We start from the raw sequence: 24,964 nt of genomic DNA, 5'->3' as shown, positions 1-24,964 counted from the left end.
TCCCCTGGCCCGATCGTCCTCCGTCTCCCTGCCCTTCCCGCCCTCCCCCGGCGGCTCTCCTCTTCCTCCCTGGATTGGGTGTCGCCCTTCGGCTCACTGCAGCGGCAGGCTGGCCTGGCGCGGCTCGCCCGCGGGCGGGAATGCATCCGGCCGCAGCCGGCGCGGCGCGCCCGCCGCGGTGCGGCGCACCAGCACCGCGTGCGGCACGTAGCCGCGCGAATCGATCTGCCAGCCGTCGGTGGCCTGCTCGTCGCTGACGCATTCGACGTGCGTGGTGCCGAGCTTGCGGGCGCTGGCTCGCTGCACCAGCGCCTCGCACTGCGCCGCGCTGAGTTGGCGCGCGAAGATCGTCCAGCGCTGCAGCACCAGCGGGTTGCGCCACGCATCCTCGATCGCCCAGCGCAGGGCCTGCGGCGTGGTGTTGCGCCCCGCCTCGAGCACGCGCGGCAGCAGCGCATGGAAGAAGGTCTGGAAGGCGCGCCGCACCAGCTTGCCGGGCAGCAGGTCTTCGAGGCGCGTCATGCGGTGGCTCCAGCCCGGCGTGGTGAGCTGCTGGCTGATGAAGGCCTGCAGCGCCTRCACCGGGTTGAACAGGCGCAGCCGGTTCGGCGGCAGCACCAGCATCGGCAGCGCGCTGGCTTCTTCGTGCGACAGCGGCTCGACGAAGCTGCACAGCACCGCGACGCGCGACCACTGCTCGGCCGTCAGCCCGTCGAGCCCACCCAGCGGGCCGGCCTCGACCAGCTCGACGAACTGCAGCGCATCGCGCAAGCCGTGCGCCGCCTTCGCGTGGTTGGCCTTCACGCTCATCACGGCCAGGTTGCCGGCGGCATAGCCGGCATCGCTGCGCACGCGGTCGATCGACGCGCTGCTGCCTTCGCTGGCCGGGGCCTCGGCGGCCGACGACAGCTCGGCGCGCGTGATCGGGCAGTGGCTCACGTCGATCTGCTGCAGGAAGTGCGGCGTCACCTGCACCAGCTCGACGCTGCGGCCGCGCAGCCAGGCATGCAGGCGCAGCTGCAGCCACTTGCGCACGTGCCGCGTCGGCTGCAGCGTGCGCGTGCCGAAGGCGGCCTGCCCGGCCATCAATCCGTTGTACAGCGCCGACGGCTCGCTGATGTAGGGCGCGGGCGGCGCCACCTTGTAGTGGGCGTAGTCCCAGCCCAGTTCGAAGCCGATGTGCTCGTGCGCGGTCAGGCTGGCAGGCAGGGGTTGCGTGTGCAGGTCGGTGGTCATGGATCGGCTCCGGTGGTTTCGCCGCGGAAGATGCGGCAATGGAGCGAAGTGTTGCGGCCGGGTGGCTCACAGAATGAGCCACCGGATCGCGTGGCACCGGCACGACATCCGGGTATGCTCGCGCGGCTGGCTCATCTGGTGAGCCACCACTCTGGCAACCGCATCCACCCCATGGACCGCACCGAACGCTTCTACAAGATCGAACTGCTGCTGCGCAGCCGCGGCTGCGTCAGCTTCGACGCGCTGCGCGACGAGCTGGACGTCTCGCCCGCCACGCTCAAGCGCGACCTGCAGTACCTGCGCGACCGGCTCAGCGCGCCCATCGTCTACGACCGCTTCGACAACGGCTACCGCTTCGAGCAGGCCGGCGGCACCGCCCCGGGTGCGCGGCACGAGCTGCCCGGCGTGTGGTTCAGCGAGAAGGAGATCCATGCGCTGCTGACGATGCACCAGCTGCTGGCGGGGCTGGACGACGACGGCGTGCTGTCGCGCCACCTGCAGCCGATGGTCGACAAGCTGCAGGGCATGCTGGGCGCCGACGAGAGCGAGGCGCGCGAGCTGATGCGCCGGGTCAAGATGATCGTCACCGCGCGCCGGCGCACGCCCAGCCGGTATTTCGAGCTGCTGGGCAGCGCGCTGGTGCAGCGCAAGCGCGTGTGGCTGCGCTACTTCAAGCGCAGCGACCGCAGCACCAGCGAGCGCGAGGTGTCGCCGCAGCGGCTGGTGAACTACCGCAACACCTGGTACCTGGACGCCTGGTGCCATGCGAGCGAGGGGCTGCGCCGCTTCGCGCTCGATGCGGTGCAGGAGGCCAGGCCGCTGGACGGCCGCGCGCGCCACGTCGCGGTGAAGGACCTCGAAGCCGAGCTCGACGCCGGCTACGGCATCTACAGCGGCGCCGGCAGCGCGCTGAAGTGGGCGACGCTGGTGTTCCAGGCCGATGCGGCGCAATGGGTGGCCAGCGAGGAATGGCACCCGCAGCAGAAGGCGCGCTGGCTGGACGACGGGCGCTACGAGCTGCAGGTGCCGTACAGCGACCCGACCGAGCTGACGATGGACATCCTGCGGCACGGCGACAGCGTGGTGGTGGCCGGCGACAAGGCGCTCGCCGCCGCCATCGGCGCGCGGCTGGCGCGCGCGGCCAGGCAGTACTAGGTGCCCGACATCTGGAAGGTGTTGCGCCCCGATGTCTTCGCCGCATACAGCGCCGCATCCGCCCGCGCCAGCAGCTCCGACGGATCGAGCCGGCCGTGCCGGTGGAAGGCCACGCCGATGCTGGTCGTCACGTCCAGCACGTGCCCGCCGACCTCGAACGGCCGCACCATCTGCGCGCAGATCTTCTGCGCCACCGCGGTCGGCTCGACGTCGGTGCCCAGCCCTTCGAGCACGACCACGAACTCGTCGCCGGCCAGCCGCGCCACGGTGTCGGTGGCGCGCACGCTGCCGCGCAGCCGCTCGGCGAACTCCTGCAGCACCAGGTCGCCCACGCCATGGCCGAGCCGGTCGTTGATGGCCTTGAAGCGGTCGACGTCGATGAACATCAGCGCCAGCAGGTCGCCGCTGCGCTCGGCGCGCGCCAGTGCCTCGGGCAGCCGCTCGTTCAGCGCATGCCGGTTCGGCAGGCCGGTCAGCGCATCGATGCGCGCCAGCGCCGACAGCTGGCGCTCCACCGCCTTCAGTGCCGACACGTCGGCACTCAGCGCGTACAGCCCGCGCACCCGGCCGTCGGCGGCGCGGTCGGGGATGTAGACGTTGTGCAGCGCATGCAGCGCGCCCTTCAACGGCGTCTCGACCTCGAACTCGACGCGCTCGCCGGCCAGCGCCCGCTCGATCGCGCCGCACCGCGCCTCGTACATCTGCGGGCTGATCACGTCGCGCACGCAGCGGCCGATCAGCGCCGACGGCTCGATGCCCAGCCAATCGCGGTAGGTGGCGTTGCAGAACTGGAAACGCTGCTCGCTGTCGATGTAGGCCACCAGCGCCGGCAGGTTGTCGGTGACGTCGCGCAGCCGCCGGTCGGCGATGTGCCGGCGCACCTCGCTGCGCCGCAACCACTGCACCAGCAGCGTCAGGGCACCGAAGACGCCCAGCAGCAGCATGCTGGCGGCCGACGCGATGCCCAGTTCGGTGCGGCGGCGCGCCTCGTGCTCGGCCAGCACCTCGGCCTCGGCCAGCCCGGTGAATACGACGAAGGGCCGGTCGGCCAGCTGCTTGTAGGCCAGCAGCCGCGGCACGCCGTCACGCCGGCTGGTGGCCGCGAACGTGCCCTCCTTCGAGCGTGCCAGCTCGTGCGTCAGGAACGAGGTGCTGGCCGCCTCGCCATACCAGATGTCGTCGCCGGAACGGCGCGCGCGCACCGTCCAGTCGAGCCCGACGAAGCTGATCACGCCCAGGCGGCCCAGCGGCTGCCCGTCGTAGAAGCGCATGAAGTACGACGGGTCGGCCGAGACGATCACGGCCCCGGCGAAGGCGCCGTCCTGCGTCTGCAGCCGGCGGCTCAGCTGGATCGTCCAATCGTGGCTGAAGCGGCCGATCACCGGCTTGCTGATGAACAGCCCCGGGTGGTGGCCATCGACGAGCACCCGGAAGTGCTCGCGGTCGCCCACGTAGAGCCCGCGCGCCTGCGGCGTGGTGGCGCCGACCACCGTGCCCTGGGTGTCGACCAGGTAGAGCGCGATCAGGCCCGGCTGGCGCGCAAGGCCCTGGCGCAGCAGGCCGGCCAGGTCGGCCTCATGCCCGAAATGCTCGACGTTGTAGGCAACGAAGGCGGTGATCTGGTCGACCTGGGACAGCGCGCGCTCGGTGTATTCCTCGAAGGCCCGGTTGATGCCGCGCGCCTTCGCGAAGGCGTCGGCGATCACGCGCTGGCGCTCGGTGTCCAGGCTGTGCAGCACGAAGGCCCAGATGAAAACGATCACCAGCAGCCCCAGCAACGGCAGGCTCCAGCCGATCCAGGCCAGGCTGCGGCGTCGGAAGCGGGCATGCGCCGAAAGCATGGTTCAACGGGCCTCGCATCGGGCTGTGTCATCCTCCCCGCCGATCCACGATAAGCCAAAACGGCCCCGGCGGGTCAACGGACTTTCCTTCAGACGCGGGGGTTGCGCCGCCGGGCCGCTACGATGCGCCGACACCCCTGAAAGGCCGGCAAATGAAAGCAGTGTGGAATGGCGTGACCCTCGCCGAAAGCGACGACACGGTCGTCGTCGAGGGTAACCACTACTTCCCCGAAAGCAGCCTGAAGCGCGAGTACGTCGCCTTCAGCAACCACCGCACCAGCTGCCCGTGGAAGGGCCAGGCGTATTACTACAGCCTGCTCGTCAACGGCGAGATGAACCCGGAGGCGGTCTGGTACTACCCCGAGCCCAGCGAGGCCGCGGCGCAGATCAAGGGCCGGGTCGCGTTCTGGAAAGGCGTGCAGGTCGTCGCCTGATCCATAAGCCCGCCTGATGGAGGCCGGGGAAGATCCGATGCCTCGCCGGGCACGAAGCTCGCTAGCATCCTCGCACCGCAACCGCTGTCCGAGGATCACCCCATGTCGCTGCGTTCCCTTCGTGCCCTGTCCCTCCTGGCCGGCTCGCTGCCGCTGCTCGCCGGCGCCCAGACCACGCTCGAGAAGGTCAAGCAGAGCGGCGTCATCGGCGTCGCGTACCGCGAGTCGTCGATCCCGTTCTCGTACCTCGACGACAAGGCCCAGCCGGTCGGCTTCGGCGCCGACATCTGCAACAAGGTGGTCGACGAGGTGAAAAAGGCCACCGGCCGCGCCGACCTGAAGGTGCAGCTGCAGGCCGTGACCTCGGCCAACCGCATCCCGCTGCTGCAGAACGGCACCATCGACATCGAGTGCGGCTCCACCACCAACAACAGCGAGCGCGGCAAGCAGGTCGCCTTCGCGACCAACTACTTCTACACCGGCACGCGCTTCCTGGTGAAGGCCGGCACCCCGGTGAAGACGATTGCCGACCTGTCCGGCAAGACCGTCGTGTCGACCACCGGCACCACCAACTACAAGATCATCCGCAACCTGAACGAGGAGAAGAAGCTCAACATCGAGCTGCTCGGCGCGAAGGACCACGCCGAATCGGCGCTGATGGTGCAGACCGGCCGCGCGGTCGCGTTCGGCATGGACGACATCCTGCTGTACGGCCTGAAGGCCAGCGCCGCCAACCCGGCCGAACTGGCGGTGGTCGGCGACGCGATCCAGGTCGAGCCCTACGCCATCATGGTGCGGCGCGAAGACCCGGCGTTCAAGAAGCTGGTCGACGACACCATCGCCGGGCTCATCAAGAGCGGCGAGTTCGAGACGCTCTACAAGAAGTGGTTCCAGTCGCCGATCCCGCCCAAGGGCATCAACCTGCAGGCCCCGATGAGCCAGGAGCTGCGCGACAACCTGAAGGCGCTGAGCGACAAGCCGGCCACCTGATGCTCGCGCCCACGCCCGGCCTGGTCGGCGTGCTGGGCGGCATGGGGCCGCTCGCGACGCTCGACTTCCTGCACAAGGTGCTGGCCGCCACGCCGGCGCAGCGCGACCAGGACCACGTGCCGATGATCGTCAGCAGCATCCCGCAGGTGCCCGACCGCACCGCCGCATTCCGCGGCGAAGGCGAATCGCCGCTGCCGGCGCTGCGCGCCTGCGGCGAGCGGCTCGCGGCGGCCGGCGCCGGGTTGCTGGTGCTGCCGTGCAACACCGCGCACCTGTGGTTCGACGCGCTGCAGTCGGCCTTGCAGCTGCCGATGCTGCACCTGGCCGACACCGCGCTGGCCGAGCTGGCGCGGCGCGCGCCCGGCGCCCGCGTCGGGCTGCTGGCCACCGATGCGACGCTGGCCTCGGGCCTGTACCTGAACCGCGCGCCCTCGCCTGCACCGCACTGGGTGCTGCCGACCGCGGTCGAGGTGGTCGACTGGGTGATGCCCGGCATCGCCGCGGTCAAGGCCGGCACGCCAGACCTCGGCCGGGACCTGCTGCTGCAGGCCGCGCAGGCGCTGCAGCGGCGCGGTGCCGAGGCGCTGCTGCTCGGCTGCACCGAACTGCCGCTGGTGCTCGACGAGGCCTTGCTCGGCCTGCCGGTGATCGATGCTACCGACGCCCTCGCACGCGCCGTCGTCGCGTGGTCCCAGGCGCAGCGCACGGCCGTCGCGGCATGAAGACGGTGTGCGTGGTCGGTGCCGGCGTGGTCGGCAGCGCCACCGCGATGGCGCTCGCCCGCAGCGGTTTCGACGTGACGCTGCTCGATGCCGCCGCCAGCCCCGGCCAGGGCGCGAGCCGCGCCAACGGCGCGCAACTGAGCTACAGCTACGTCGAGCCGCTCGCGACGCCGGCCGCGCTGCGCGCGCTGCCCGGCTGGCTGCTGTCGCGCGACAGCCCGCTGTCGTGGCAGCCGCGCTGGCAGCTGTCGCACTGGCGCTGGCTGATGGCCTTCATCCGCGCCTGCACGCAGGCCCAGGTGAGATGCAGCACCGAGGCGCTGCTGCGCCTGTCGTTCCTCAGCCGCGACGTGCTGGCGCAGTGGCGGCGCGAGGCGGCGCTCGGCGTGCAGGTGCATCAGGCCGGCAAGCTGGTGCTGCAGCGCGACGCCGCCAAACGCGACGCGGCGCAGCGGCAACTGGCCTGGCAGGCGCGCTTCGGCAGCCGGCAGGAGCTGGTCGACGCCGACGCCTGCCGGCGCATCGAGCCGGCGCTGGCACACGACGGCATGCCGATCGCATTCGGCATCTGGACGCCGGACGAAGCCGTCACCGATGCGCAGCAGCTGAGCCGTTCGCTGGCGCAGGCGAGCGGCGCCCGGCTGCGGATGGACACGCGCGTCACCGGCTTCGTGCAGCAGGATGGCGCGCTGCAGGCCCTGCGCTGCACCGATGCACGCGGCGACGCGCAGGAGATCGCCGCCGACGCCTTCGTCGTCTCGGCCGGCCCCGCCGCCGCCGGCCTGCTGCGGCCCCTGGGCCTGGCGCTGCCGATCGAGCCGATCAAGGGCTATAGCGTCAGCCTGCGTGTCGCGCAGCCGGCGCGCGCACCGCAGGTCAGCGTGACCGACAGCGCGCGCAAGCTGGTCTATGCGCGGCTGGACGAGCGCGTGCGCGTGGCCGGCTTCGCCGAGCTGCGCGGCACCGACCTGCGCATCGACGAACGCCGCATCGCCGCGATGCTGCAGGCCGCCGACGCCACCTTCCCCGGCGCGTTCGACACCCGCGATCCGCAGCCCTGGGCCGGCCTGCGCCCGTCGACGCCCGGCTCGCGCCCGCTGATCGGGCCGACGCGCGTCGGCCGGCTGTGGCTCAACACCGGCCATGGCGCGCTCGGGCTGACGCTCGCCTGCGGCAGCGCGTCGCTGCTCGCGCAGCTGATGCAGGGCCGGGTGCCCGCCATCGACGCCGCGCCGTTCAGGCCGGCGTGCTGACGACGCGGCGGAACGCCTCGATCAGGTCGGCCACCGGCTGCGGCGAGCGCTCGCCCTGCGGCAGCAGCGCGCTGATGCCGACCGGCACCTCGGGCAGCAGCGTGCGCACCTGCAGCGATGCGTCGGCCGCGCTGGCGGTGAACGAATCGATGATGGCCGGCCCGAAGCCCTGCGCCGCCAGCGTCATCGCGATGTGGTGCGTCTGCACGGTGATGCTGCCCTCGGGCGCCAGCCCTTCGCGCGCGCACTGCTCGGCCAGCATCGCCCCGATCGGGTCGCGCTCGTCGATGCGGATGAAGCTGCCGCGCACCACCTCAGCCAGCTCGACCGTGCTGCGGCGCTCGGCCGGCCGGCCGCGCTGTGCCGGCTGCACCGGGGACACGCAGACCAGCCGCCCTTGGGCGACCGGCAGCTGCTGCACCGCCGGGTGCGTGCTGTGGCCGAACACGAGGCCGAGGTCGCCCTCCTGCAGCGCGATGGCCTGCGCGATCTCCGGCGAATGCAGCGTGCGGATCGACAGCGGCAGCGCCGGGTGCTGCTTGCGGAACAGCACCAGCGCCTCGGGCAGCGCGCGCACCGCGAGCGACGGCACCACCAGCACGCGCAGCGTGGCCTGCGTGCCGCTGCGCAGCGCACCGGCCAGCCGGCGCACCGATTCGAGCTGCGACACCAGCCGCTGCACCTCGGGGTACAGCGCCTGCGCCTCGCGCGTGGGCACCAGCCGGTTGCGCTGGCGCGTGAACAAGGCATAGCCCAGCTGCAGCTCGGCATGCTGCAGCGTCTGCGTGACGGCCGGCTGCGTCACGTGCAGCAGGCGCGCGGCGCCGCTGACCGTGCCGGTCAGCATGATGGCGTTGAAGACCTCGACGTGCTTGATGCGCATGGCGCAGCGAGTATCGCCGCATCAACCGCGCCGCACCGAGCGCACCAGCATCAGGTCGCCGATCTTGCGCGTCGACTCGTCGAAGTGGTAGCCGCCGGGCCCGAAGTTGCCCCAGTAGTTGACGTACACGTGGTACACGCCCGGCATCGGCGCGGTCATCGAGAACATCTCCGGGCCGGAGCCGATGATGCGGATCTCGCCAGCGTCTTCAGCCGGTTGGCCTCGTAGACTGCACGCGCTTGCGGCTGCGGCCGTCGGCGTCGCGGATCTCGATGCCGTTGGAGCCGGGCCCGAAGGCATAGGGCCGCGCGAAGCGGCCGTCGTCGGCGGTGTACAGCGGCATCGCATTGCCGTTGACCACCATCGTCGGCGTGCGCCGCGTGCTGCCGACCTGTTTCAGGCGGCCCTCGACCAGCGTGCGCTGGCGCTGGCCGCCGCGCTCGACCAGGTTGTTCGGGTAGGCGTACGTGACGCGGCCCGGGCCGTCGGAAATGCCGCTGTAGGTCCAGCCGCCGGCGGGTGCGTCATCACCACGTCCGGATCGGCCTGCGCCGAGCCCAGCGCGCAGGCGGCCAGCAGGGCGGCCAGCGGGCGCTTCAGGGCACGAGGAAGGAATGCACCAGCGTCAGCTCGCCGGGCTTGCGCATCGGCACGCGGAACACCTGCTGCTTCTCGCGCGGCGTGCCCTCGTCCTCGACGATCGCGACCTGCGCGGTGGTGATCACGTCGCGTTGCTCGCCGGCGCCGTAGTAGTTGACGAACACGTGGTAGGCGCCGCGCACCGGGCTCGGCGTCGCGAAGATCTCGGGGCCGAAGCCGGTCGTCACGTCGACGTCGAGCGCGCCGCCGTTGCCGGCCACGCGCGAGCCATAGAACACATGCTCGCCATCGGGCGAGACCACGTGCAGGTCGAGGTCGGTGTTGTCGCTGTCCCAGCTCAGCACGACGCGCAGCCGCGTCGGCACGCGGCCGGACTGCGCCTCGTAGAACTGCGTGCGCCTGGCCGGGCCGCCGCCGGGTGCGCGCACCTCGACGCCGTGGCTGCCGCTGCCGAAGGACCAGGGCCGTGCGAAGCCGCCACCCTCGTCGACCGACAGCGGCATCGCGACCCCGTCGACCACCAGCCGCGCCGGCTGGCGCGCGCCGTCGGCCCGCGGCTTCGCCGTGGCGCCGATGTGCCCGCGGATCAGCGCGCTGGCCGAGCGGCCGTTGACGTTGACGCTGGCGGCCGGGTAGTGCACCTCCTGTACGAAATCGCGCTGGCGCGGCGGCGAACTGCGCCAGCCGGAGGTCGGTGCGTCGATCGCGGCCTGTGCCGCGGCAGCGCCGGCCGAGGCGGCCAGCAGCAGGGGAAGAAGCATCTTCATGAGTCGGCCAATCGCTGTGCCAGTCGTTCGATGTAGGCCTCGTCCTGGCCGCGCGGGTGGTCGCGGAAGGCGAGGTGCAGGTATTCGTGGATCAGCGTCACGCGGCCTTCGCGCGTCAGCCACTCGCGCACGCGGATCTCGAGCCGCCGCTGGTCGGAGTGCGGCGTGCCCATCGCCAGCTGGCACACGCGCAGTTCCGGCCCGAGCGCCTGGTAGCCGGCCTCGCGGCGCAGCAGCTCGCGCCAGCGCTGCTGGCGCTGCAGCAGCCAGGCATGCGCCTGCGGCAGCGYCTCGCAGTCGGCGCCGGCCTGCGCGCCGGCCAGCGTCATGCCGGGCCAGGCACTGCGCAGGATGGTCTCGAAGCCGTCGCCGCGGCGGCTCGCCGCCACCGCGTCCTGCCACGACAGCACGCCGGGCGAGGCCTGGTCGCGGTGGTAGCGCACCGCGGCGCCGTCGACCACGAGGCCGTCGGTGAAGGCCGCCGCCGCGCGCGCCGCCTCGCTCGGCGGGTTCGGGCCGACGCGCTGCGTGCGGCTGTCGTCGGCGATCTGGCGGCAGGCCTCGGCCTGCGGCGCGTTCTGCAGCACGTAGCTGCGCGCCGCGACGGCCAGCGCGCGCGCCGCCTCGGTCTCGGTCGCACGGCCTTCGCGGTCGACGACGCGGGCCACGTAATCCTCCAGCGCCAGCCGCGCGACGATCACCGAGCCGTCGCCCTCGATGCGCAATTGCAGCGCCGGCAGCGCGTCGATGCTCAGCTGCGTGCCGTTGCGGAACTCGATGCGATAACGACCGTTCAACGGACCGACCGGTGCCTCGCTGCCGTCGGCGCGCAGTACGGCGCGGATCGCGTAGCGCTGGAAGAAGCGCACGTCGATGCAGGGTTGCGCGGCCAGCGCCGCAGCGTCGACGCGCGGCGCCGCGAGCCCGTGCGCCGACCACTGCCGCGCGATCCACGGCGCCTGCGCCTGCAGCGCCGTGCGGCTGGTGCCGGCCGCGCCGAACCAGAACGGCGTGCCGTCGGCCAGCCAGCCGGTGGCGCCGCCGGCGCGTTCGCCGTCGATGCGCCACGACCAGGTCTTGAAGCGCGGGCCGCTGCCGAGCGCGGCCAGCACCGCGGCATCGCGCGTGGCCAGCGGCAGCAGGGCCTGTCGCGCCGCCAGCCGAGACGCCACCGGCACGTGGCGCAGCGCCTGCAGCAGCTCGGCCACCGCGACCTCGGTGCCGGGCTGCATCGCGTCCAGCCGCTGCAGCCAGGCCGGTGCCTCCTGCGCACGCCAGAAGCGCGCCCAGTCGTCGGCCGACAGCGCGAGCCGCTTCGGCTCGAAGTACGGGCCGCAGGACCGCGCGAGCGCCTCGTCGCGCCCGATGGAGGCGCCGGGGTCGCAGCAGTAGTCATCGTCCGGCAGGCGCTGCACCGCCTCGCAGCGGTAGGCCGGCTCCTGCACCCCGCGCGCCGCCAGGTAGCCGTGGACGAACAGCTTCCAGCTGCTGCCGAGCGGCGTGCGCGGCGGCGCAGCCATCGGCTGCGCGCCCTCGCCGCTGCGCTGCAGCGCGACCGTCTCGTCACCCTGCAGCCACGCGAGGCGCGTGGCCGGCGTGGCCTGCGCGCCGCAGGCGGCGAACAGCGCGATGACGAGGAAGAAACGGATGCCCATGCCGACCTCAGCGCACCTCGACCGTGGCCCAGGCACCGCTGCCGTCCACGCCCTTGGCCTCCGGCTGGTACATGCGGTGCACGCGCAGCGGCGGCAGCTTGAACTGGCCGCGCTGTGCGAAGCGCACCAGGTGGCGCAGCGTGACCGAACCGCCAGCCGCCAGCTTCTCGACCGGCACCGCATAGCCTTGCGGCGTCGGCTCGTGCTGCGCGCGTTCCAGCGGCTGGCCGTTCAGGTCCAGGCCCCAGGTGCTGCCCTCCACCGCCGCGCCCGGCGGCAGCGCCGCTTCGACCAGCGCCCAACGCATCGCCTTCGGTGCACCGAGTTTGATCTGGTCCAGGTACAGCGTGTTGGTGTCCAGCGGCGTGCCGGGCGCGACCGGCTCCAGCGTGACGTTCATGCGCGCGTTGTCGGGCGAACCCGGTTGCGAGGCTGCTGCCGCGGCCTTCGGCACCGTGACGACGCGCCACAGCGTGCGCTCCAGCGTCACCGGCAGCACCGGCGCCTGCGCCTCGCTGCTTTCGTAGCTGACGTAGGCCCAGGCCGCCTTGGTGCCGGGAGGCAGGGCCAGCGTGGCCGGCAGCGCGGCTGCGGCCGGCAGCGTCCATGTGACCTCACCGCTGCTGCCCACGCTGCGCTGCCACGGCGCGGCCAGGCTCACGTCGGTGGCCACGTCCGGCTTGCGCCCGAGCGCCCGCTGCAGCCACAGCAGCGTCTGCGCCCGGTCGAAGGTCGGCATGCCCTGTCCCACCCGGCCCAGCAACTCGCCGGCCTGATCGGTGCCGCTGCGCCGCGTCGCCATCAGCAGCGATTGCACGAACGGCGACGCCGAGCCACCCAGCCGCAACGCGGCGGCATCGGCCGCGACGCGCTGCTCGGCCGCGGGCGTGCCCTTCGCCCGCTGTGCGGTGTCGACCGCGAGCACCAGCGCGATGTCGCGCGCGCCGGCCGCGTCGCCATCGGTCATCACCCAGCTGCCGCGCGGTGCCTCGGCGGGCACCGGGTCGGCCGCCTGCGCCGCCAGCTGCTCGACCAGGCTCGCGTTCATCGCGCCCACCGGCAGCCCCATCTCCTGCATCCACGACAGCGCCAGCGCGCGCTGCAGCGGCGACAGCGTGCTGCCCTCCTTCGCGTACACGTCCAGCAGCCGCTGCCAGTGCTCGTCGGGCAGGCTGCTGCGCAGCGCCTGCGTCGCGCGCCAGTCGGCGTAGTACGCATAGGCGGTCAGGAAGGCGTCGTCGGCCATGCCGCGACCCCACCAGCCGAAGCGTGCCTGCGGCCCGGCCATCTGCGCGAGCGACAGCCGCGCCGTCGACAGCCGCTGCGTCAGCTGCGGCGCCAGCGGCTGCTGGGCCGGCGACAGCGACTGCAGCGCGATCGACAGCGGCAGCATGCGGCTGGCCGTCTGCTCGACGCAGCCGTACGGGAAGTCGATCAGGTCCTCCATCCAGCGGTTGAAGGCGCCGGCCGCCGCGTCCTGCGCGAAGGCCACGCGCACGCGGGTCGCGTCCGGCGGCAGCTTCAGCGCCGCGCTGCCTGCCGCCATGTCGAGCACCTGCTCGCGCGGCGCACGCCAGGCCACCGGCAGGCGCTGCAACGTGGTGTCGAGCTGGTCGACGACGCGCCCATCCTGGCGCAGCACCAGGCTGACGCCGGCGGCGCCGACGCGGTCGGCCGCGATCGGCAGCGCGACGAAGTTGATGCCCGGCTGCACGCTCAGCGTCTCCTTGCGCTCGACGCCCGGCCCGCGCGCCTCCCATTCGATGCGCGCCGGCTGGCCGGTCTGGTTGAACAGCGCGATCGACGCCTGCGCGCGGTCGCCCTCGCGCTGCCAGTCGGGGCTGGTCCACTTGGCGTAGAACGGCTTGTCCGAGCGCACCCAGCCGACCTGCTGGCCGACCGCGCCGCCCGCCTGCATGGCCCGCGCGGTGATGCGCCAGCGCGTCAGCGAGTCGGGCATGCGGAAGTTGAAGCGCGCATGGCCGCTCGCATCGGTCGACAGCCGCGGCTCCCAGGCCGCCGTGTCGACGTTGTCGCGCCGCGGGCGCTCCAGCACCTTCACCGCGCGCTGGTTCACCTGGCGCGACGAGGGCAGCACGCCGAGCTTGCTGGTCGCGAGGTCGTAGCCGATGAAGGACAGGCTGGCGCTGGTGCGCACGTTGTTGCGCCGCGGGTGGTAGAAGAAATCCTCGATGGCCGGCGCGATCTCCGGCTGCAGCACGTAGATCATCTCGTCGACCACGCCGACCGCGACCTCGGCCGCCACCGGCTGGCCGGCGAGCCGCGTGTCGACGTCGACGGTGACCAGCTCGCCCGGCGCATAGACCGGCTTGTCGGTGCGCAGGCCGAGCGCGATGCGCGGCTGCTCGACCAGCAGGCCCTGGTTCTGGAACACGTAGTCGCCGTTCTTCACGTAAGCCACGGACACGGTCATGTTCGGGCTCATCTCCTCGCGCACCGGCAGCGTCAGCTTCCATTGCGTCGGGCCGAGGCGCTCGCTCTTGACCCACGCGGCCGGCTGGCCCAGCACCGCGGTGGCCTCGACGCGGTCGCGCTCCAGCGTCAGCAGCGCGTTGTCGACCGGCTCCGGGAAGCCGAGCAGCAGTTCGGCGGTGTCGCCGGCGCGGTAGGCGGCGCGGTTGAACACCATCGTGATGCTGCCGGCGGGGGCCTTCAGGCCGTCGCCGCTGACCCAGTGCGGGGCGGCCGCGACGATGCGGCCCTTGTCGTCGCGCAGCGTCACCGTGTAGGCACCGGGCTGCGGGAAGCGCAGGCTCAGCACGTCGCCGGCCGGCATCGCGCCCGATTCCTTGGCGCGGTTCTCGAGCCGCAGCCATTCCCAGCGCGCCGGGCGCGCGGCATCCGCGGCGGCCTGGGTGCCGGCGGCCAGCTTGAACGCGACGGCCTCGTCCGGCTTCGAGAACTGGCGGTCCGGCGTCAGCTTGTACGAGCCGCTGCCGCGCTCGACCAGGATCTCCTTCGAGGTGCGCACGCGCCAGGCGGCGCCGTCGGTCGCGAGCGCGGTCAGGATGTAGCGGCTCGGCTGGTCGGCCGGCGGCAGCGAGAAGCTCGCGACGCCATTGCCATCGGTCTGCAGCTCGTCCTGCGTCAGCTTGAGCGGGAACTGGCCGCCGTAGTCCAGCTCACCCTCGACCATCGTCAGCTTCTGCGCGCGCGCCGTCAGGCTGACGCGGGCACGGGCCACCGGCTTGCCGTCCGGGTAGGTCAGCTGCAGCTTGCCGCCGATGCGCTCGCCGGTGGCGAAGTCGGGCTTGTCGGCCAGCAGCGTGATCTCGAAGTGCGGCTTCTGGTAGTCGGCGACGCGGAAGGCCGCGGTGTAGACGTCCTCGCCCATCGCCAGGCGCAGCTCGTAGCCGCCGGCGGACGCGTTGTCGGGCAGCGCGAAGCGGGTGTCGGCCCCTTGCGTGCCACTGAAGCGCAGCGCCTGCGTCGCGATCACCTGGCCGGCCGGGTCCAGCGCCTGCAGCGTGAGCGGCCCGTCCTTCAGGCTCACCGATTCGCGGGCGCTGCGGAACTCGCGGCCGGTCACCTTCACCTGCACCCAGTCGCCGGGACGGTACAGCGGGCGGTCGGTGACGGCATAGACCTTGGCGGCGTAGATCTCGCTGTCGTAGTAGAAGTTTTCGGAGATGAAGACGCCGCCGGCCGGGTCTTCGCCGAACACGTAGGTCTGCTCGGGGGCCTTGCGGTCCAGCCGCACCAGGCCTTGCGCATCGGCCGCGCCGCTCTTGAGCACGCCGATGCCGTCGGTCCACACCACGCGCGTCTTCGGCACCGCGGCGCCGTTGCCGCGCTGCGCCGCCCAGACCAGCATCTGCTCGCCCGACACCTTGGTCAGCGCGACGGTGTCGCTGACGAACAGCAGCGTCGTCGCGCGGTGCTGGCCGGCGATCGCCTCGACCAGGTACAGGCCCGGCGCGCGCTTGCCGATCGGCACCCAGACATTGCCCTGCGACGGGTTGATGAACTCGCTGCTGCTGCCGGCGAGCTTCAGGTCCTTCGGCGGCTCGATCGGCTTCGCGGCCTGCACCGGGTAACGGAAGCGCTCGACCACCGCGAGGCCGGCGATCGGCTTGAACTGCGGCGGCTCCTCGAAGCTGGACGGACGCGTCAGCGCCTTCGGCGTCTTCAGTTCCGGCGCCTGGGTCGTGACGGCCTGGCGCGCGTCGCTCGAGAACAGCTTCTGCCACGCCAGGCGCGACTTGACGGCCCAGTTGTCCCACAGGTGCGTCAGCGTGTTCGACAGGCCCGGCTCGGCCGGCCGCGCGTCGACCTGCACGCGGTGCAGGTTCTTCTGGCGCTGCAGGAAATCGAGCGGCTGCGGGATGCGGTAGACCAGCACGTCGACGCCGCCGGCCTGTTCCAGCATCTGCGGCGCATTGACCTCGAGCCGCACCTTCGCGAGCTCGGTGCTGCCGAAGGTCGCGTCGGACAACAGGAAGAAGGGCTCGCCGGAGAACGGTGCCCAGGCGTTGGGCAATGGCACCGGTGCCGACGGTGCCGCCGGGGCCAGGGGCGGCAGTGCGAGCAACGCTGCCAGGGCCAGTGCGGGCCAGGAGATCTTGTGCAAGGTCTTCATGCGAGGAACGCCAGTCGATGGACGCCCGAGAAGTTGGGGTTGTCGTCGGAAGGCCGCCAGCGCGTGTCCTTCCATCCGAGGAGCTGGTCCGCGCGCACCGCGCGCAGGCCGTTGTCGTGGGCCTCGATGCGGCCGGTGTGGTACGCGATGTAGCGGCCCATCCAGACCATCAGGTGCTGCTCGTCGCCGAAGTCGTAGAACAGCAGGTCGCCGGCCACCGCCTGCGTCAGCTGGCGCGCGACCGGGCGGGTGTTCTCCTGCACCAGTTCGAGCGCGCCGACGAAGGCATCGCGCGTGCCGTCGGCGCGGCGCCACGCGTGGCGCAGGCCCTGGGTGCTGCCGGCATCCAGGTCGGGCGGCAGGCGCATGCCGAGCAGGCCGTTGGCGCGCTTCCACGCCAGGTCGTGCTCGCGCAGCGATTCGGCGACCGCGAAGCGCACCAGGCCGGCGCAGTCGCGGTGCGTCCAGCGCGGCGTCGGGCCGCGCTCGATCTGCGCATGGATCAGCAGCGTCATCCAGTCGCGAAAACGCTGCGACTGCGCGCGGTCGAGCGGCGTGGGCGCAGGTGCAGGTGCGGCCTCGCTGCCGGTCGCGAGCAGCGCACCGGCCAACAGCAACGCGCGCCGGGTGGGCATGAAGCCGTTCATCAGCGCCCCTTCGGTGCCGGCAGTGCGGCCAGCGACTGCCAGTCGACCGCGACCCAGCCGTTCGCATCCGGCTTGCCGTCGGCCAGCGCACGCGACAGCGGCAGTTTGCCGAGCGCGTCGAGCCGCGGCACCAGCTGGCGCTCGGCCGCCTGGCGGAACAGCTCCTGCTCCGGCGGCAGCACCGCGAAGGCCTCGCGCCGGGCCAGCTCGGCCACCTGGCGCGGCGCGATCACCGCCAGCGTCGCGCGCCCGGGCGGCAGGCTGTCGGCCACGCTGGGGAAGCGCCGTGCCTGGGCATCGAGCGCCAGGTCGACCAGCGCATCGTCGGGCGAGAAGCTGATCCAGCGACCCTGGCGCGCCAGCGTCGGCCGGTAGGTGCTGGCGTCGCCGTCGCCATGCGGCCCCCACGGCGCGCTGACCTCGCGCTGCCAGCGGTTGACGCCGGCGCGCGCGGCAGGCGACAGCGTCGCGGCCTTCGCGGGCAGCAGCCAGGCCGTCAGCGCGTCGAGCGAGGCCGACGGATCGGCGGCGCCGTCCTTCAGCTGCGCGACGACGAGCGGCGTGTGGAACTGCGAGCGCGGGTACCAGCAGATCGCGGCCGGCCCGTCCAGCTGGTCGGCCAGCGCGCTCCAGCCGGCCGCGCCGGCCACCGCCTTGGCACGCGCCCACTCGGCCGGCAGCAGCGTGCAGGCGGCCGGGTTGGCCGGCACGGCAGACCACAGCGCGCGGTCGGCCGGCGCGGCCGGCAACGCGGCGGCACCCTCGACGCGCAGCTGCGTGGCCAGCACCGCGCCGCCCGGCGCCAGGTCGAAGCGCAAGGCCTTCAGGCCGGGGAAGAAGTGCTGGTAGCCGAACGACATCAGCCGCGCATCCGCGACGAGGGTGTGGGCGTTGCCCGCCTCGCCGAGGCCGAAGTTGCGCCGGTACAGCGCCTGCGCCTTCGGGTCGGCCGACAGCAGGCCGGCGACGACGTCGCGCGAATGGACGTCGACCTGGCGCTCGCCATCGAACAGCAGGCCGGGGTCGCTCAGCACGACGACGCGGTTGCCCTGCGCGACCAGCGCCAGCGTGCGGCGCGGCGACAGCACCAGCGCGTACACCGGCAGCGTGTCGCCGTTGACGCGGACCTGGTCGATCACGCTGAACTGGCGGTCGTTGGTGGCGAGCGTCGCGGCACCCTGCAGCGTGCGGGCCAGCACGCCGCGCGTCATCGCCATCACCCAGTGGCGCGGCGCGCCCTTGGCATCGGTCCAGAACGCCATCTCGGCCGGCTCGTCGAGCGCCAGCTCGATCAGCTTGTCGGCGAGCGTGGTGTCGTGCTCGAAGGCGATGCGCTTCAGCGCGCCCTGCAGGCCGAGGCGGCTTTCATGCTCTTCGTAATAGAACGCGAAGTCCTCGGTCAGCACCTCGCGCAGCACCGGCGCCTTGACCAGGTCGCGCGGCAGGCGCGACAGCGCCGGTGTCGACACGTAGGCCTGCGGATGCCCGAGGTCCACCTCGAGCGCGTTGATGCTGCCGCCGAAGCGCGACCAGCCGATCGTCGCGGCGACGATCCCGCCGGCCACCAGCACCGCGGCCACGCCGATGCCGGCCCATTGCTTTCGATTCAATCCCACGGGTTCTCCCTCCCCCAGCCGCGCCATGCTCTCGACGGCGCACGGGCGGCATCATCTCAGTGCCGCAAGCGGGACAGGTGAACCGGTCGTGAAGTCTCCGTGAAATCCTTCCCGGCTCACAGCATCTCTTCGGGCGCGAACGGCGACAGCAGCTTCACCGTCAGCCTCAGCCACAGGCTGGCCTCGGGTTCGCTGGTCAGCACCTTCGGCGCGCCGCCGGGCGGCGACAGCGTCCACAGCAGCCGGCCGTCCGGGTCGAGCGACAGCCGGTAGCTGTTGGCGCTGCTGACCTCGTCGTACAGCTGCAGCAGCTGGCGCGCGATCTCGGGGCTGTGCATCACGACGCCCATCTCGGTGTTCAGCCGCGCCGAGCGCGCGTCCATGTTCATCGAGCCGATCAGCACGTCGCGCTGGTCGATCACCAGCACCTTGGCATGCAGCGAGGCCTGCGACGAACCGAACGAGCCGACCTTGCTGCGCGGCAGGTCCAGGTGCACGCGCAACTCGCGCAGGTCGACGCCGGCCTTCAGCATCGCCTCGCGGTAGCGCGCATAGCCGATGTGCACCGCCGGCGCGTCGGTGGTGGCCAGCGAATTGGTCAGCACGCGCAGCCGCACGCCGCGGCGCTTCAGGTCGTCGATCAGCGCCATGCCGCGCGCGCCGGGCACGAAGTACGGCGAGATCAGCACGATCTCGCTGCGCGCACCGCGCAGCAGGCCCTCGACGTCGTCGCTGATCACCTCGTGCGACGGCGCGGGCGCCTCCTCGGTGGCCGGCGCGCTGGCCTTGGTCGGCTTGTCGGCCAGCACGCGCGACGGCGCCCACACCAGCTTCAGCTGGTTGCGCGCCAGCTCGCTGCCGAGCGGCGAACTGGCGGCGCTCGCGACGATCGCCGGCGCCGAGGCCGCCGCTTCGCCGGCCAGCGCGCTGGCCGCCTGGTCGGGTGCCGAGGCGCCGCTGGCCGATGGCGGTGGTGCAGGCGGCAGGTCGACCAACACGCCGATCGAGTAGGCCAGCGGGTCGTTCCAGAAGCCGTCGAACACCGCCGACAGCGCGCGCACCGCCGGCCCGGCCACCAGCACGTCGATGTCCAGGAAGTTGCTCTGCGTGCTCTGCACGAAGTAGGCGTCGCCCAGGTTGCGCCCGCCGGTCGCCGCCAGCGCGTTGTCGGCGACGAACATCTTGTTGTGCATGCGGTGGTTGATGCGGGCGGCGTCGGTCAGCGAGGCCATCACGCGGCTCAGCGTCGCCATGCGCCCGGACGGAAACGGGTTGTACAGCCGCACCTCGATGCGCGGGTGCTGCGTCAGGCGCATCAGCGCGTCGTCCTGGCCGGCGGTGTTCAGGTCGTCGATCAGCAGCCGCACCCGCACGCCGCGGTCGGCCGCCGCGCGCACGCGCTGCATCAGCGCGCGCGACGAGGCGTCGCTGTGGATCAGGTAGTACTGCAGGTCCAGCGTCTTCTGTGCGCGATCGGCCAGCGCGGTCAGCGCGGCGAAGGCATCGTCGCCCGACGCAAGCACGCGAAAGCCGGAGATGCCCGCTGCCGGCGCATTCGCCGCGACGAACCTGCCGAGCGCGGTGTTCTCCGGATCGGCCAGCGCGTTCACCGGCTCGTGCGCCACCGGCGGCGGCAGGCTGGCGCAGCCGCCCAGGCCGGCGAGGCAGAACAGCAGGCTGACGAAGGCGGTGCGCAACAGGCGGCTCATTCAAGCGCCAGGGCAATCCGTGTGCCCTGGTCGATCGCGCGTTTGGCATCCAGCTCCGCGGCCTCGTCCGCGCCGCCGATCAGGTGAGTGACCACACCTGCGGCGCGCAGCGGTTCCAGCAGCTCGCGCTGCGGCACCTGGCCGGCGCACAGCACGACGGTGTCGCATTCGATCAGCTGGCCGTCGCGGCGCTCTTCGCCATATGTGACGAACAAGCCCTGCGGCGTGATGCGCTCGTAGTGGACGCCACCGATCATCTCGACCTGCTTCATCTGCAGCGCGGCGCGGTGGATCCAGCCGGTCGTCTTGCCCAGGCCCTTGCCGAGCTTGCCGCTCTTGCGCTGCAGCAACACCACCTGGCGCGCCGGCGGCGCCGGCCGGGCCGGCACCACGCCGCCGCGCACCTGCGACGGGTCGGCCACGCCCCATTCGGTGCGCCACTCGTCCAGGTGCAGCGTCGGCGAGTGGCCGGCCGGCGTGACCAGGAACTCGGCCACGTCGAAGCCGATGCCGCCCGCGCCGATGATCGCCACCTTCTCGCCGACCGGCTTGCGCTGCAGCAGCACGTCGATGTAGCTCAGCACGTGCGGCAGGTCCTGGCCCGGGATCTTCGGGTCGCGCGGCGTGACGCCGGTGGCCAGCAGCACCTGCGCGTAGTCGCCGGCCGCGAGCGTCGCGGTGTTGGCGCGCGTGTTGAGCCGCAGGTTGACGCCGGCATCGGCGAGCCGCTGGCCGAAATAGCGCAGCGTCTCGCTGAACTCCTCCTTGCCCGGCACGCGCCGCGCCAGGTTGAACTGGCCGCCGATCTCGCCGGCCGCATCGAACAGGTCGACCGCATGGCCGCGCTCGGCCAGCGTGCAGGCCGCCGCCAGCCCGGCCGGACCGGCCCCGACCACCGCGATGCGCTTGCGCTGCGCCGCCGGACGCTGCACCAGCACCGTCTCGCGCGCCGCGCGCGGGTTGACCAGGCAGGTCGCGAGCTGCGCCTGGAACGCATGGTCCAGGCAGGCCTGGTTGCAGGCGATGCAGGTGTTGATCGACTGCGCGCGCCCGGCCGCCGCCTTGTTGACGAAGTCCGGGTCGGCCAGCAGCGGGCGCGCCAGGCTCACCACGTCGGCACAGCCGTCGGCCAGCAGCCGCTCGGCCAGCTCGGGCGTGTTGATGCGATTGCTGGTGACCAGGGGGATCGTCAGCCCGGCCACGCGCAGCTCGCGCCGCATGGTCTGCGTGACCGACGCGAAGGCGCCGCGCGGCACGCTGGTGGCGATGGTCGGCACGCGCGCCTCGTGCCAGCCGATGCCGGTGTTCAGGATCGTCGCGCCGGCCTGCGTGACCGCCTTCGCGAGCGCCACCACCTCCGGCCAGCTGCTGCCGTCGGGGATCAGGTCGATCATCGACAGCCGGTAGACCAGGATGAAATCCGGCCCCACCGCCTCGCGCACGCGGCGCACGATCTCGACCGGCAGGCGCATGCGGTTCTCGTACGAACCGCCCCAGCCGTCGCCGCGCTGGTTGGTGTGCGTGACCAGGAACTGGTTGATCAGGTAGCCCTCGCTGCCCATGATCTCGACACCGTCGTAGCCGGCCTCGCGCGCCAGCGCCGCGCAGCGCACGAAGGCGCGGATCTGCCGCTCGATGCCGCGCGCCGACAGCTCGCGCGGCGCGAACGGCGAGATCGGCGACTGCAGCCGCGACGGCGCGACGCACAGCGGCGAGTAGCCGTAGCGGCCGGTGTGCAGGATCTGCAGCGCGATCTTGCCGCCCTCGGCATGCACGGCGTCGGTCACCTGGCGGTGGCGGCGTGCCGCACCGCGCGTGGCCAGCGTGCCGGCGAAGGGCTTGGTCCAGCCCTCGATGTTGGGCGCGAAGCCGCCGGTCACCATCAGCCCGACACCGCCACGCGCACGCTCGGCGAAGAAGGCGGCCATCGCCGGGAAGTGCTTGCGGCCATCTTCCAGGCCGGTGTGCATGCTGCCCATCAGCACGCGGTTGCGCAGCGTGGTGAAGCCGAGGTCCAGGGGGGCGAGAAGGTGGGGATAGGCAGTCATCGAGGGGCCACGCACAGGGCGCCCCATGCTATCTTTCTGCGCACAGGACCGGCTCAGGGCTTGGCCGCATAGACGCGCCATGCGGCTTCAGGTCCGGGGGAGGCTCCGATGTCCCGTTCCTGGACGGTGCTGCTCGGGCGGTGCGTGGCCGTGAGCCTGCTGGCGTGGTACGCCGTGCCGACCCTGGCGGCGCCTGCGGTCGCCGCGGCCGACGCCCCCGCCTGGCACTACCGCGTCGTCAAGGGCGACACCCTCTACAGCATCGCCAACAGCTACCTCGCCCCCGAGATCGGCTGGGCCCGCCTGCAGCGGCTGAACCGCGTGGCCGATCCGAAGCACCTGGCGCCGGGCCGCGAGCTGCACGTGCCGGTGAGCTGGCTGCGCGCCGAGGCCGCGGTCGCGAACGTGGCCTTCCTGTCCGGCGGTGCGCAGCGCGAACGCGGTGCCGAGCGCATCGCGCTGGTGGTCGGCGAAACCTTGCAGCCCGGCGACCTGCTGGTCACCGACCCCGATGCCAACCTGACGCTGCGCCTGGCCGACTCGACGCGCATGCTGGTGTCGGGCGGCTCGCAGCTGCGCATGGAGTCGCTGCTGAGCTTCGGGCGCAGCGGTGCGGCGCAGTCGCGACTGTCGCTGGACCGCGGCGAGGCGGAATCGCGCGTCAACCCCGGACATGTGCCGGGCTCGAGCTACGACATCCGCACGCCGGTGCTGACGCTGGGCGTGCGCGGCACCGAATTCCGCGTGCGCGTGGCCGGCCAGGCGACCACCGCCGAGGTCACCGAAGGCCGTGTGGCGGCGACCGGCCAGGGCAAGGCGCAGCGGCCGATCGCCGACGGTTTCGGCGTCGTGGCCGACACGACGGGTGTGTCGCCGCCGGTGCCGCTGCCGCCGGCACCCGGGCTGTCGACCTTGCCGACGCGCTACGAGCGCGTGCCGCTGCGATTCTCGTGGCCCGCCCTCGCCGACGCCGCCGGCTACCGCGCCCAGGTGTTCGCCGACGGTAGCCTGAACCAGCGCCTGCTCGATGGCGAGTTCGAGCAGCCGGCCGCGCAATGGGCCGACCTGCCCGACGGCCGCTACCTGCTGCAGGTGCGCGCCCGCGACGCGAAGGGCCTGGAAGGCCACGACGCCCAGCTCGCGTTCACGCTGAAGGCGCGGCCCGAACCGCCCTTCACGACGCTGCCGCGCGACGAGGGCCGCGCCTACGGCGAACGGGTCGAGCTGAGCTGGACGAAGGCCGCCGCGGCGCAGCGCTACCGCCTGCAGGTGGCCGACGACGCGCGCTTCGAGGCGCTGCGCCTGGACCGCGCCGACCTCGAGGCCCCGCAGCTCGGCCTGCCGCTGCCGCCCGGCCGCTACCACTGGCGCGTCGCCAGCATCGCCGCCGGCGACGACCCCGGCCCGTTCAGCGATGCGAGCAGTTTCGAGCTGCGTGCCACGCCGCCACCGCCGGCGCTGGAGACCCCGAAGGACGAGGGACAGCGCCTCGCGTTCCGCTGGCGTGCGCGCAGCAGCGACGAGGCCTGGGACGTGCAGGTGGCACGCGACCCGGACTTCACGCAGCTGCTGCTGGAGCGCCGCGAGAACCTGCCCGAGCTGCTGCTGGACCGTCCGCCGCCGGGCCGCTACTACCTGCGCGTGCGCACGCTGGAAGCCGATGGCTTCGTCGGCCCCTGGGGCGCGGCGCAACAGTTCGAGGTGCCGCGCAGCCTGTGGTGGTGGCTGCTGCCGGGCGCCGCATTGCTGCTGTTGCTGTGACCATGACGCGATGAAACGGCTGCCGACCGGACGTGCCGCGGTGGCCGCTGCGCTGGCCGCCAGCCTGGCGCTGGCCGCGCTGCTCGCCGCCACCGGCGTGCTGGCGCCGCTGCAGTCGGCCTGGCACGACCTGCAGGCCGCGGCGGCCGCGGCGCAGGACGACACGCCGGGCGTGCTGGTGGTCGACATCGACGAGACCTCGGTCGAGGCCTTGCGCCCGCAGTTCGGCGGCTGGCCGCCCGACCGGGCGCTGCTGGCCCTGGTCACCGACTACCTGCTGGACATCGGCGCGCGCAGCGTCGCGATCGACCTCGTGCTGGCCGATCCGCGCCCGGGCGACGCGGCGCTGGCGCGCACGCTGGCACAGCACCCGGGCCGCGTGGTGCTGGCCGCGAGCGTGGTGCCGACGCAGCGCGGCGAGGTCGACGCGCTGCCGCCGCAACCCGGGCCCGGCGGCTGCGGTGCACAGGCCTGGCCCGGGCTGCTGCTGCCGGCGCCGATGCTGATGGCGGCGCAGCCGGCGCTCGGCATGGTGTCGACGCCGACCGACGACGACGGCCAGCTGAGGGCYTTGTCGCTGTGGCATGCATCGCCCTCGGTCGGCGTGCCGTCGTTCGCGCTCGCATCGCTGCTGGCGGCCGAGGGCGTTGCGCCGCGCACGCTGGAGTGCACCATGGGCCATGCAGAGGTCGCCGGCCACCGCTGGCCGGTCGACCCACGCAGCCGGGTCCGCCCGCAGTGGCCGGCGCATGGCGAGGCGGTGGCGCTGCGGTCCTACCTGTCGGTGGTGCAGGCGGCCCGCGGAGCCGTGCGCGACGAGGCCTTGCGCCAGCAGGTGCGCGAGCGCAGCGTCGTGATCGGCGCGAGTGCCGTGCTGGGGGACCGGATGCAGACGCCGCTCGGCCCGCGCTGGGCACCGGCCGCGCTGGCCCAGGCGCAGGCGGCCCTCGCGAACGGTGCGCTGTTCACCCCGCCCCGCCCGGCGGTCGACGCGCTGTGGTGGCTGTCACCCCGCCCCGCCCGGCGGTCGACGCGCTGTGGTGGCTG

General features: G+C 72.7%; 19 protein-coding genes. 7 read left to right on the top strand and 12 right to left on the bottom strand.

The window, feature by feature from the left end:
- Positions 1 to 93: 93 nt before the first annotated feature.
- Complete coding sequence (locus AC1DYN_RS12795; protein ID WP_477959989.1) at positions 94 to 1,236, bottom strand: hypothetical protein; 1,143 nt, start codon at positions 1,234 to 1,236, stop codon at positions 94 to 96.
- A gap of 171 nt (positions 1,237 to 1,407) precedes the next feature.
- On the opposite strand from AC1DYN_RS12795, the gene AC1DYN_RS12790 reads away from it, so the two are divergent.
- Positions 1,408 to 2,391 (top strand): helix-turn-helix transcriptional regulator, encoded by a 984-nt coding sequence (locus AC1DYN_RS12790; protein ID WP_477959987.1) that lies wholly within the window; start codon positions 1,408 to 1,410, stop codon positions 2,389 to 2,391.
- Here the strand turns inward: AC1DYN_RS12790 and AC1DYN_RS12785 are convergent.
- Complete coding sequence (locus tag AC1DYN_RS12785) at positions 2,388 to 4,232, bottom strand: sensor domain-containing diguanylate cyclase (protein WP_477959985.1); 1,845 nt, start codon at positions 4,230 to 4,232, stop codon at positions 2,388 to 2,390. The genes AC1DYN_RS12790 and AC1DYN_RS12785 overlap by 4 nt on opposite strands.
- A 152-nt stretch (positions 4,233 to 4,384) precedes the next feature.
- On the opposite strand from AC1DYN_RS12785, the gene AC1DYN_RS12780 reads away from it, so the two are divergent.
- The 4 genes from AC1DYN_RS12780 (at position 4,385) to AC1DYN_RS12765 (ending at position 7,631) form a co-directional block, all read left to right on the top strand.
- Positions 4,385 to 4,666, top strand: a complete 282-nt coding sequence (locus AC1DYN_RS12780) for a DUF427 domain-containing protein (protein ID WP_477959983.1) — start codon at positions 4,385 to 4,387, stop codon at positions 4,664 to 4,666.
- A 102-nt stretch (positions 4,667 to 4,768) separates the two neighbouring features.
- Positions 4,769 to 5,656 (top strand): transporter substrate-binding domain-containing protein, encoded by an 888-nt coding sequence (locus AC1DYN_RS12775; RefSeq protein WP_477959981.1) that lies wholly within the window; start codon positions 4,769 to 4,771, stop codon positions 5,654 to 5,656.
- Positions 5,656 to 6,378, top strand: coding sequence for a cysteate racemase (gene cuyB / locus AC1DYN_RS12770; protein ID WP_477959979.1), 723 nt, complete (start codon positions 5,656 to 5,658; stop codon positions 6,376 to 6,378). Before AC1DYN_RS12775 ends, cuyB begins: the two co-directional genes overlap by 1 nt.
- Positions 6,375 to 7,631, top strand: coding sequence for a D-amino acid dehydrogenase (locus AC1DYN_RS12765; protein ID WP_477959977.1), 1,257 nt, complete (start codon positions 6,375 to 6,377; stop codon positions 7,629 to 7,631). The genes cuyB and AC1DYN_RS12765 overlap by 4 nt, the downstream gene beginning before the upstream one ends.
- Here the strand turns inward: AC1DYN_RS12765 and AC1DYN_RS12760 are convergent.
- The 10 genes from AC1DYN_RS12760 to AC1DYN_RS12715 all read right to left on the bottom strand — a co-directional run bounded on the left by AC1DYN_RS12760 (position 7,615) and on the right by AC1DYN_RS12715 (position 22,156).
- Complete coding sequence (locus AC1DYN_RS12760) at positions 7,615 to 8,514, bottom strand: LysR family transcriptional regulator (RefSeq protein ID WP_477959975.1); 900 nt, start codon at positions 8,512 to 8,514, stop codon at positions 7,615 to 7,617. The genes AC1DYN_RS12765 and AC1DYN_RS12760 overlap by 17 nt on opposite strands.
- Before the next feature lie 21 nt (positions 8,515 to 8,535).
- A complete protein-coding gene (locus AC1DYN_RS12755; protein WP_477959973.1) occupies positions 8,536 to 8,673 on the bottom strand; it encodes a DUF2135 domain-containing protein in 138 nt (45 codons plus the stop codon).
- A 49-nt stretch (positions 8,674 to 8,722) separates the two neighbouring features.
- On the bottom strand, positions 8,723 to 9,007 hold the full coding sequence (locus AC1DYN_RS32730) for a hypothetical protein (protein ID WP_490363524.1): 285 nt from the start codon (positions 9,005 to 9,007) through the stop codon (positions 8,723 to 8,725).
- A gap of 103 nt (positions 9,008 to 9,110) precedes the next feature.
- On the bottom strand, positions 9,111 to 9,875 hold the full coding sequence (locus tag AC1DYN_RS12745; protein ID WP_477959969.1) for a YfaP family protein: 765 nt from the start codon (positions 9,873 to 9,875) through the stop codon (positions 9,111 to 9,113).
- A 2-nt stretch (positions 9,876 to 9,877) separates the two neighbouring features.
- Positions 9,878 to 11,536, bottom strand: coding sequence for a DUF2300 domain-containing protein (locus AC1DYN_RS12740; RefSeq protein ID WP_477959967.1), 1,659 nt, complete (start codon positions 11,534 to 11,536; stop codon positions 9,878 to 9,880).
- Between the two features lie 7 nt (positions 11,537 to 11,543).
- Positions 11,544 to 16,136, bottom strand: a complete 4,593-nt coding sequence (locus AC1DYN_RS12735) for an MG2 domain-containing protein (RefSeq protein WP_477959965.1) — start codon at positions 16,134 to 16,136, stop codon at positions 11,544 to 11,546.
- Positions 16,133 to 16,783, bottom strand: a complete 651-nt coding sequence (locus AC1DYN_RS12730) for a DUF1175 family protein (RefSeq protein ID WP_477959963.1) — start codon at positions 16,781 to 16,783, stop codon at positions 16,133 to 16,135. The genes AC1DYN_RS12735 and AC1DYN_RS12730 overlap by 4 nt, the downstream gene beginning before the upstream one ends.
- Complete coding sequence (locus AC1DYN_RS12725; RefSeq protein ID WP_477959961.1) at positions 16,783 to 18,399, bottom strand: DUF2138 family protein; 1,617 nt, start codon at positions 18,397 to 18,399, stop codon at positions 16,783 to 16,785. Before AC1DYN_RS12725 ends, AC1DYN_RS12730 begins: the two co-directional genes overlap by 1 nt.
- 116 nt (positions 18,400 to 18,515) lie before the next feature.
- Entirely contained in the window at positions 18,516 to 20,108 is a 1,593-nt protein-coding gene (locus AC1DYN_RS12720; RefSeq protein WP_477959960.1) for a phospholipase D family protein, read from the bottom strand.
- Positions 20,105 to 22,156, bottom strand: a complete 2,052-nt coding sequence (locus tag AC1DYN_RS12715) for an oxidoreductase (RefSeq protein WP_477959958.1) — start codon at positions 22,154 to 22,156, stop codon at positions 20,105 to 20,107. The genes AC1DYN_RS12720 and AC1DYN_RS12715 overlap by 4 nt, the downstream gene beginning before the upstream one ends.
- Before the next feature lie 108 nt (positions 22,157 to 22,264).
- Here AC1DYN_RS12715 and AC1DYN_RS12710 point away from each other — a divergent pair, with 108 nt between their 5' ends.
- Both AC1DYN_RS12710 and AC1DYN_RS12705 read left to right on the top strand, forming a co-directional pair.
- Positions 22,265 to 23,917 carry a FecR family protein gene (locus AC1DYN_RS12710; protein WP_477959956.1) on the top strand — a complete coding sequence of 551 codons (1,653 nt, stop codon included), beginning with the start codon at positions 22,265 to 22,267 and terminating at the stop codon, positions 23,915 to 23,917.
- A 10-nt stretch (positions 23,918 to 23,927) separates the two neighbouring features.
- On the top strand, positions 23,928 to 24,964 hold a 1,037-nt coding region (locus tag AC1DYN_RS12705), incomplete at its 3' end, for a CHASE2 domain-containing protein (protein ID WP_477959954.1).

It is taken from the genome of Rhizobacter sp. P2_D12 (assembly GCF_056404395.1).
The sequence above is the reverse complement of the archived record's forward strand: the minus strand, read 5'-3'. Positions and strand labels throughout refer to the sequence as shown.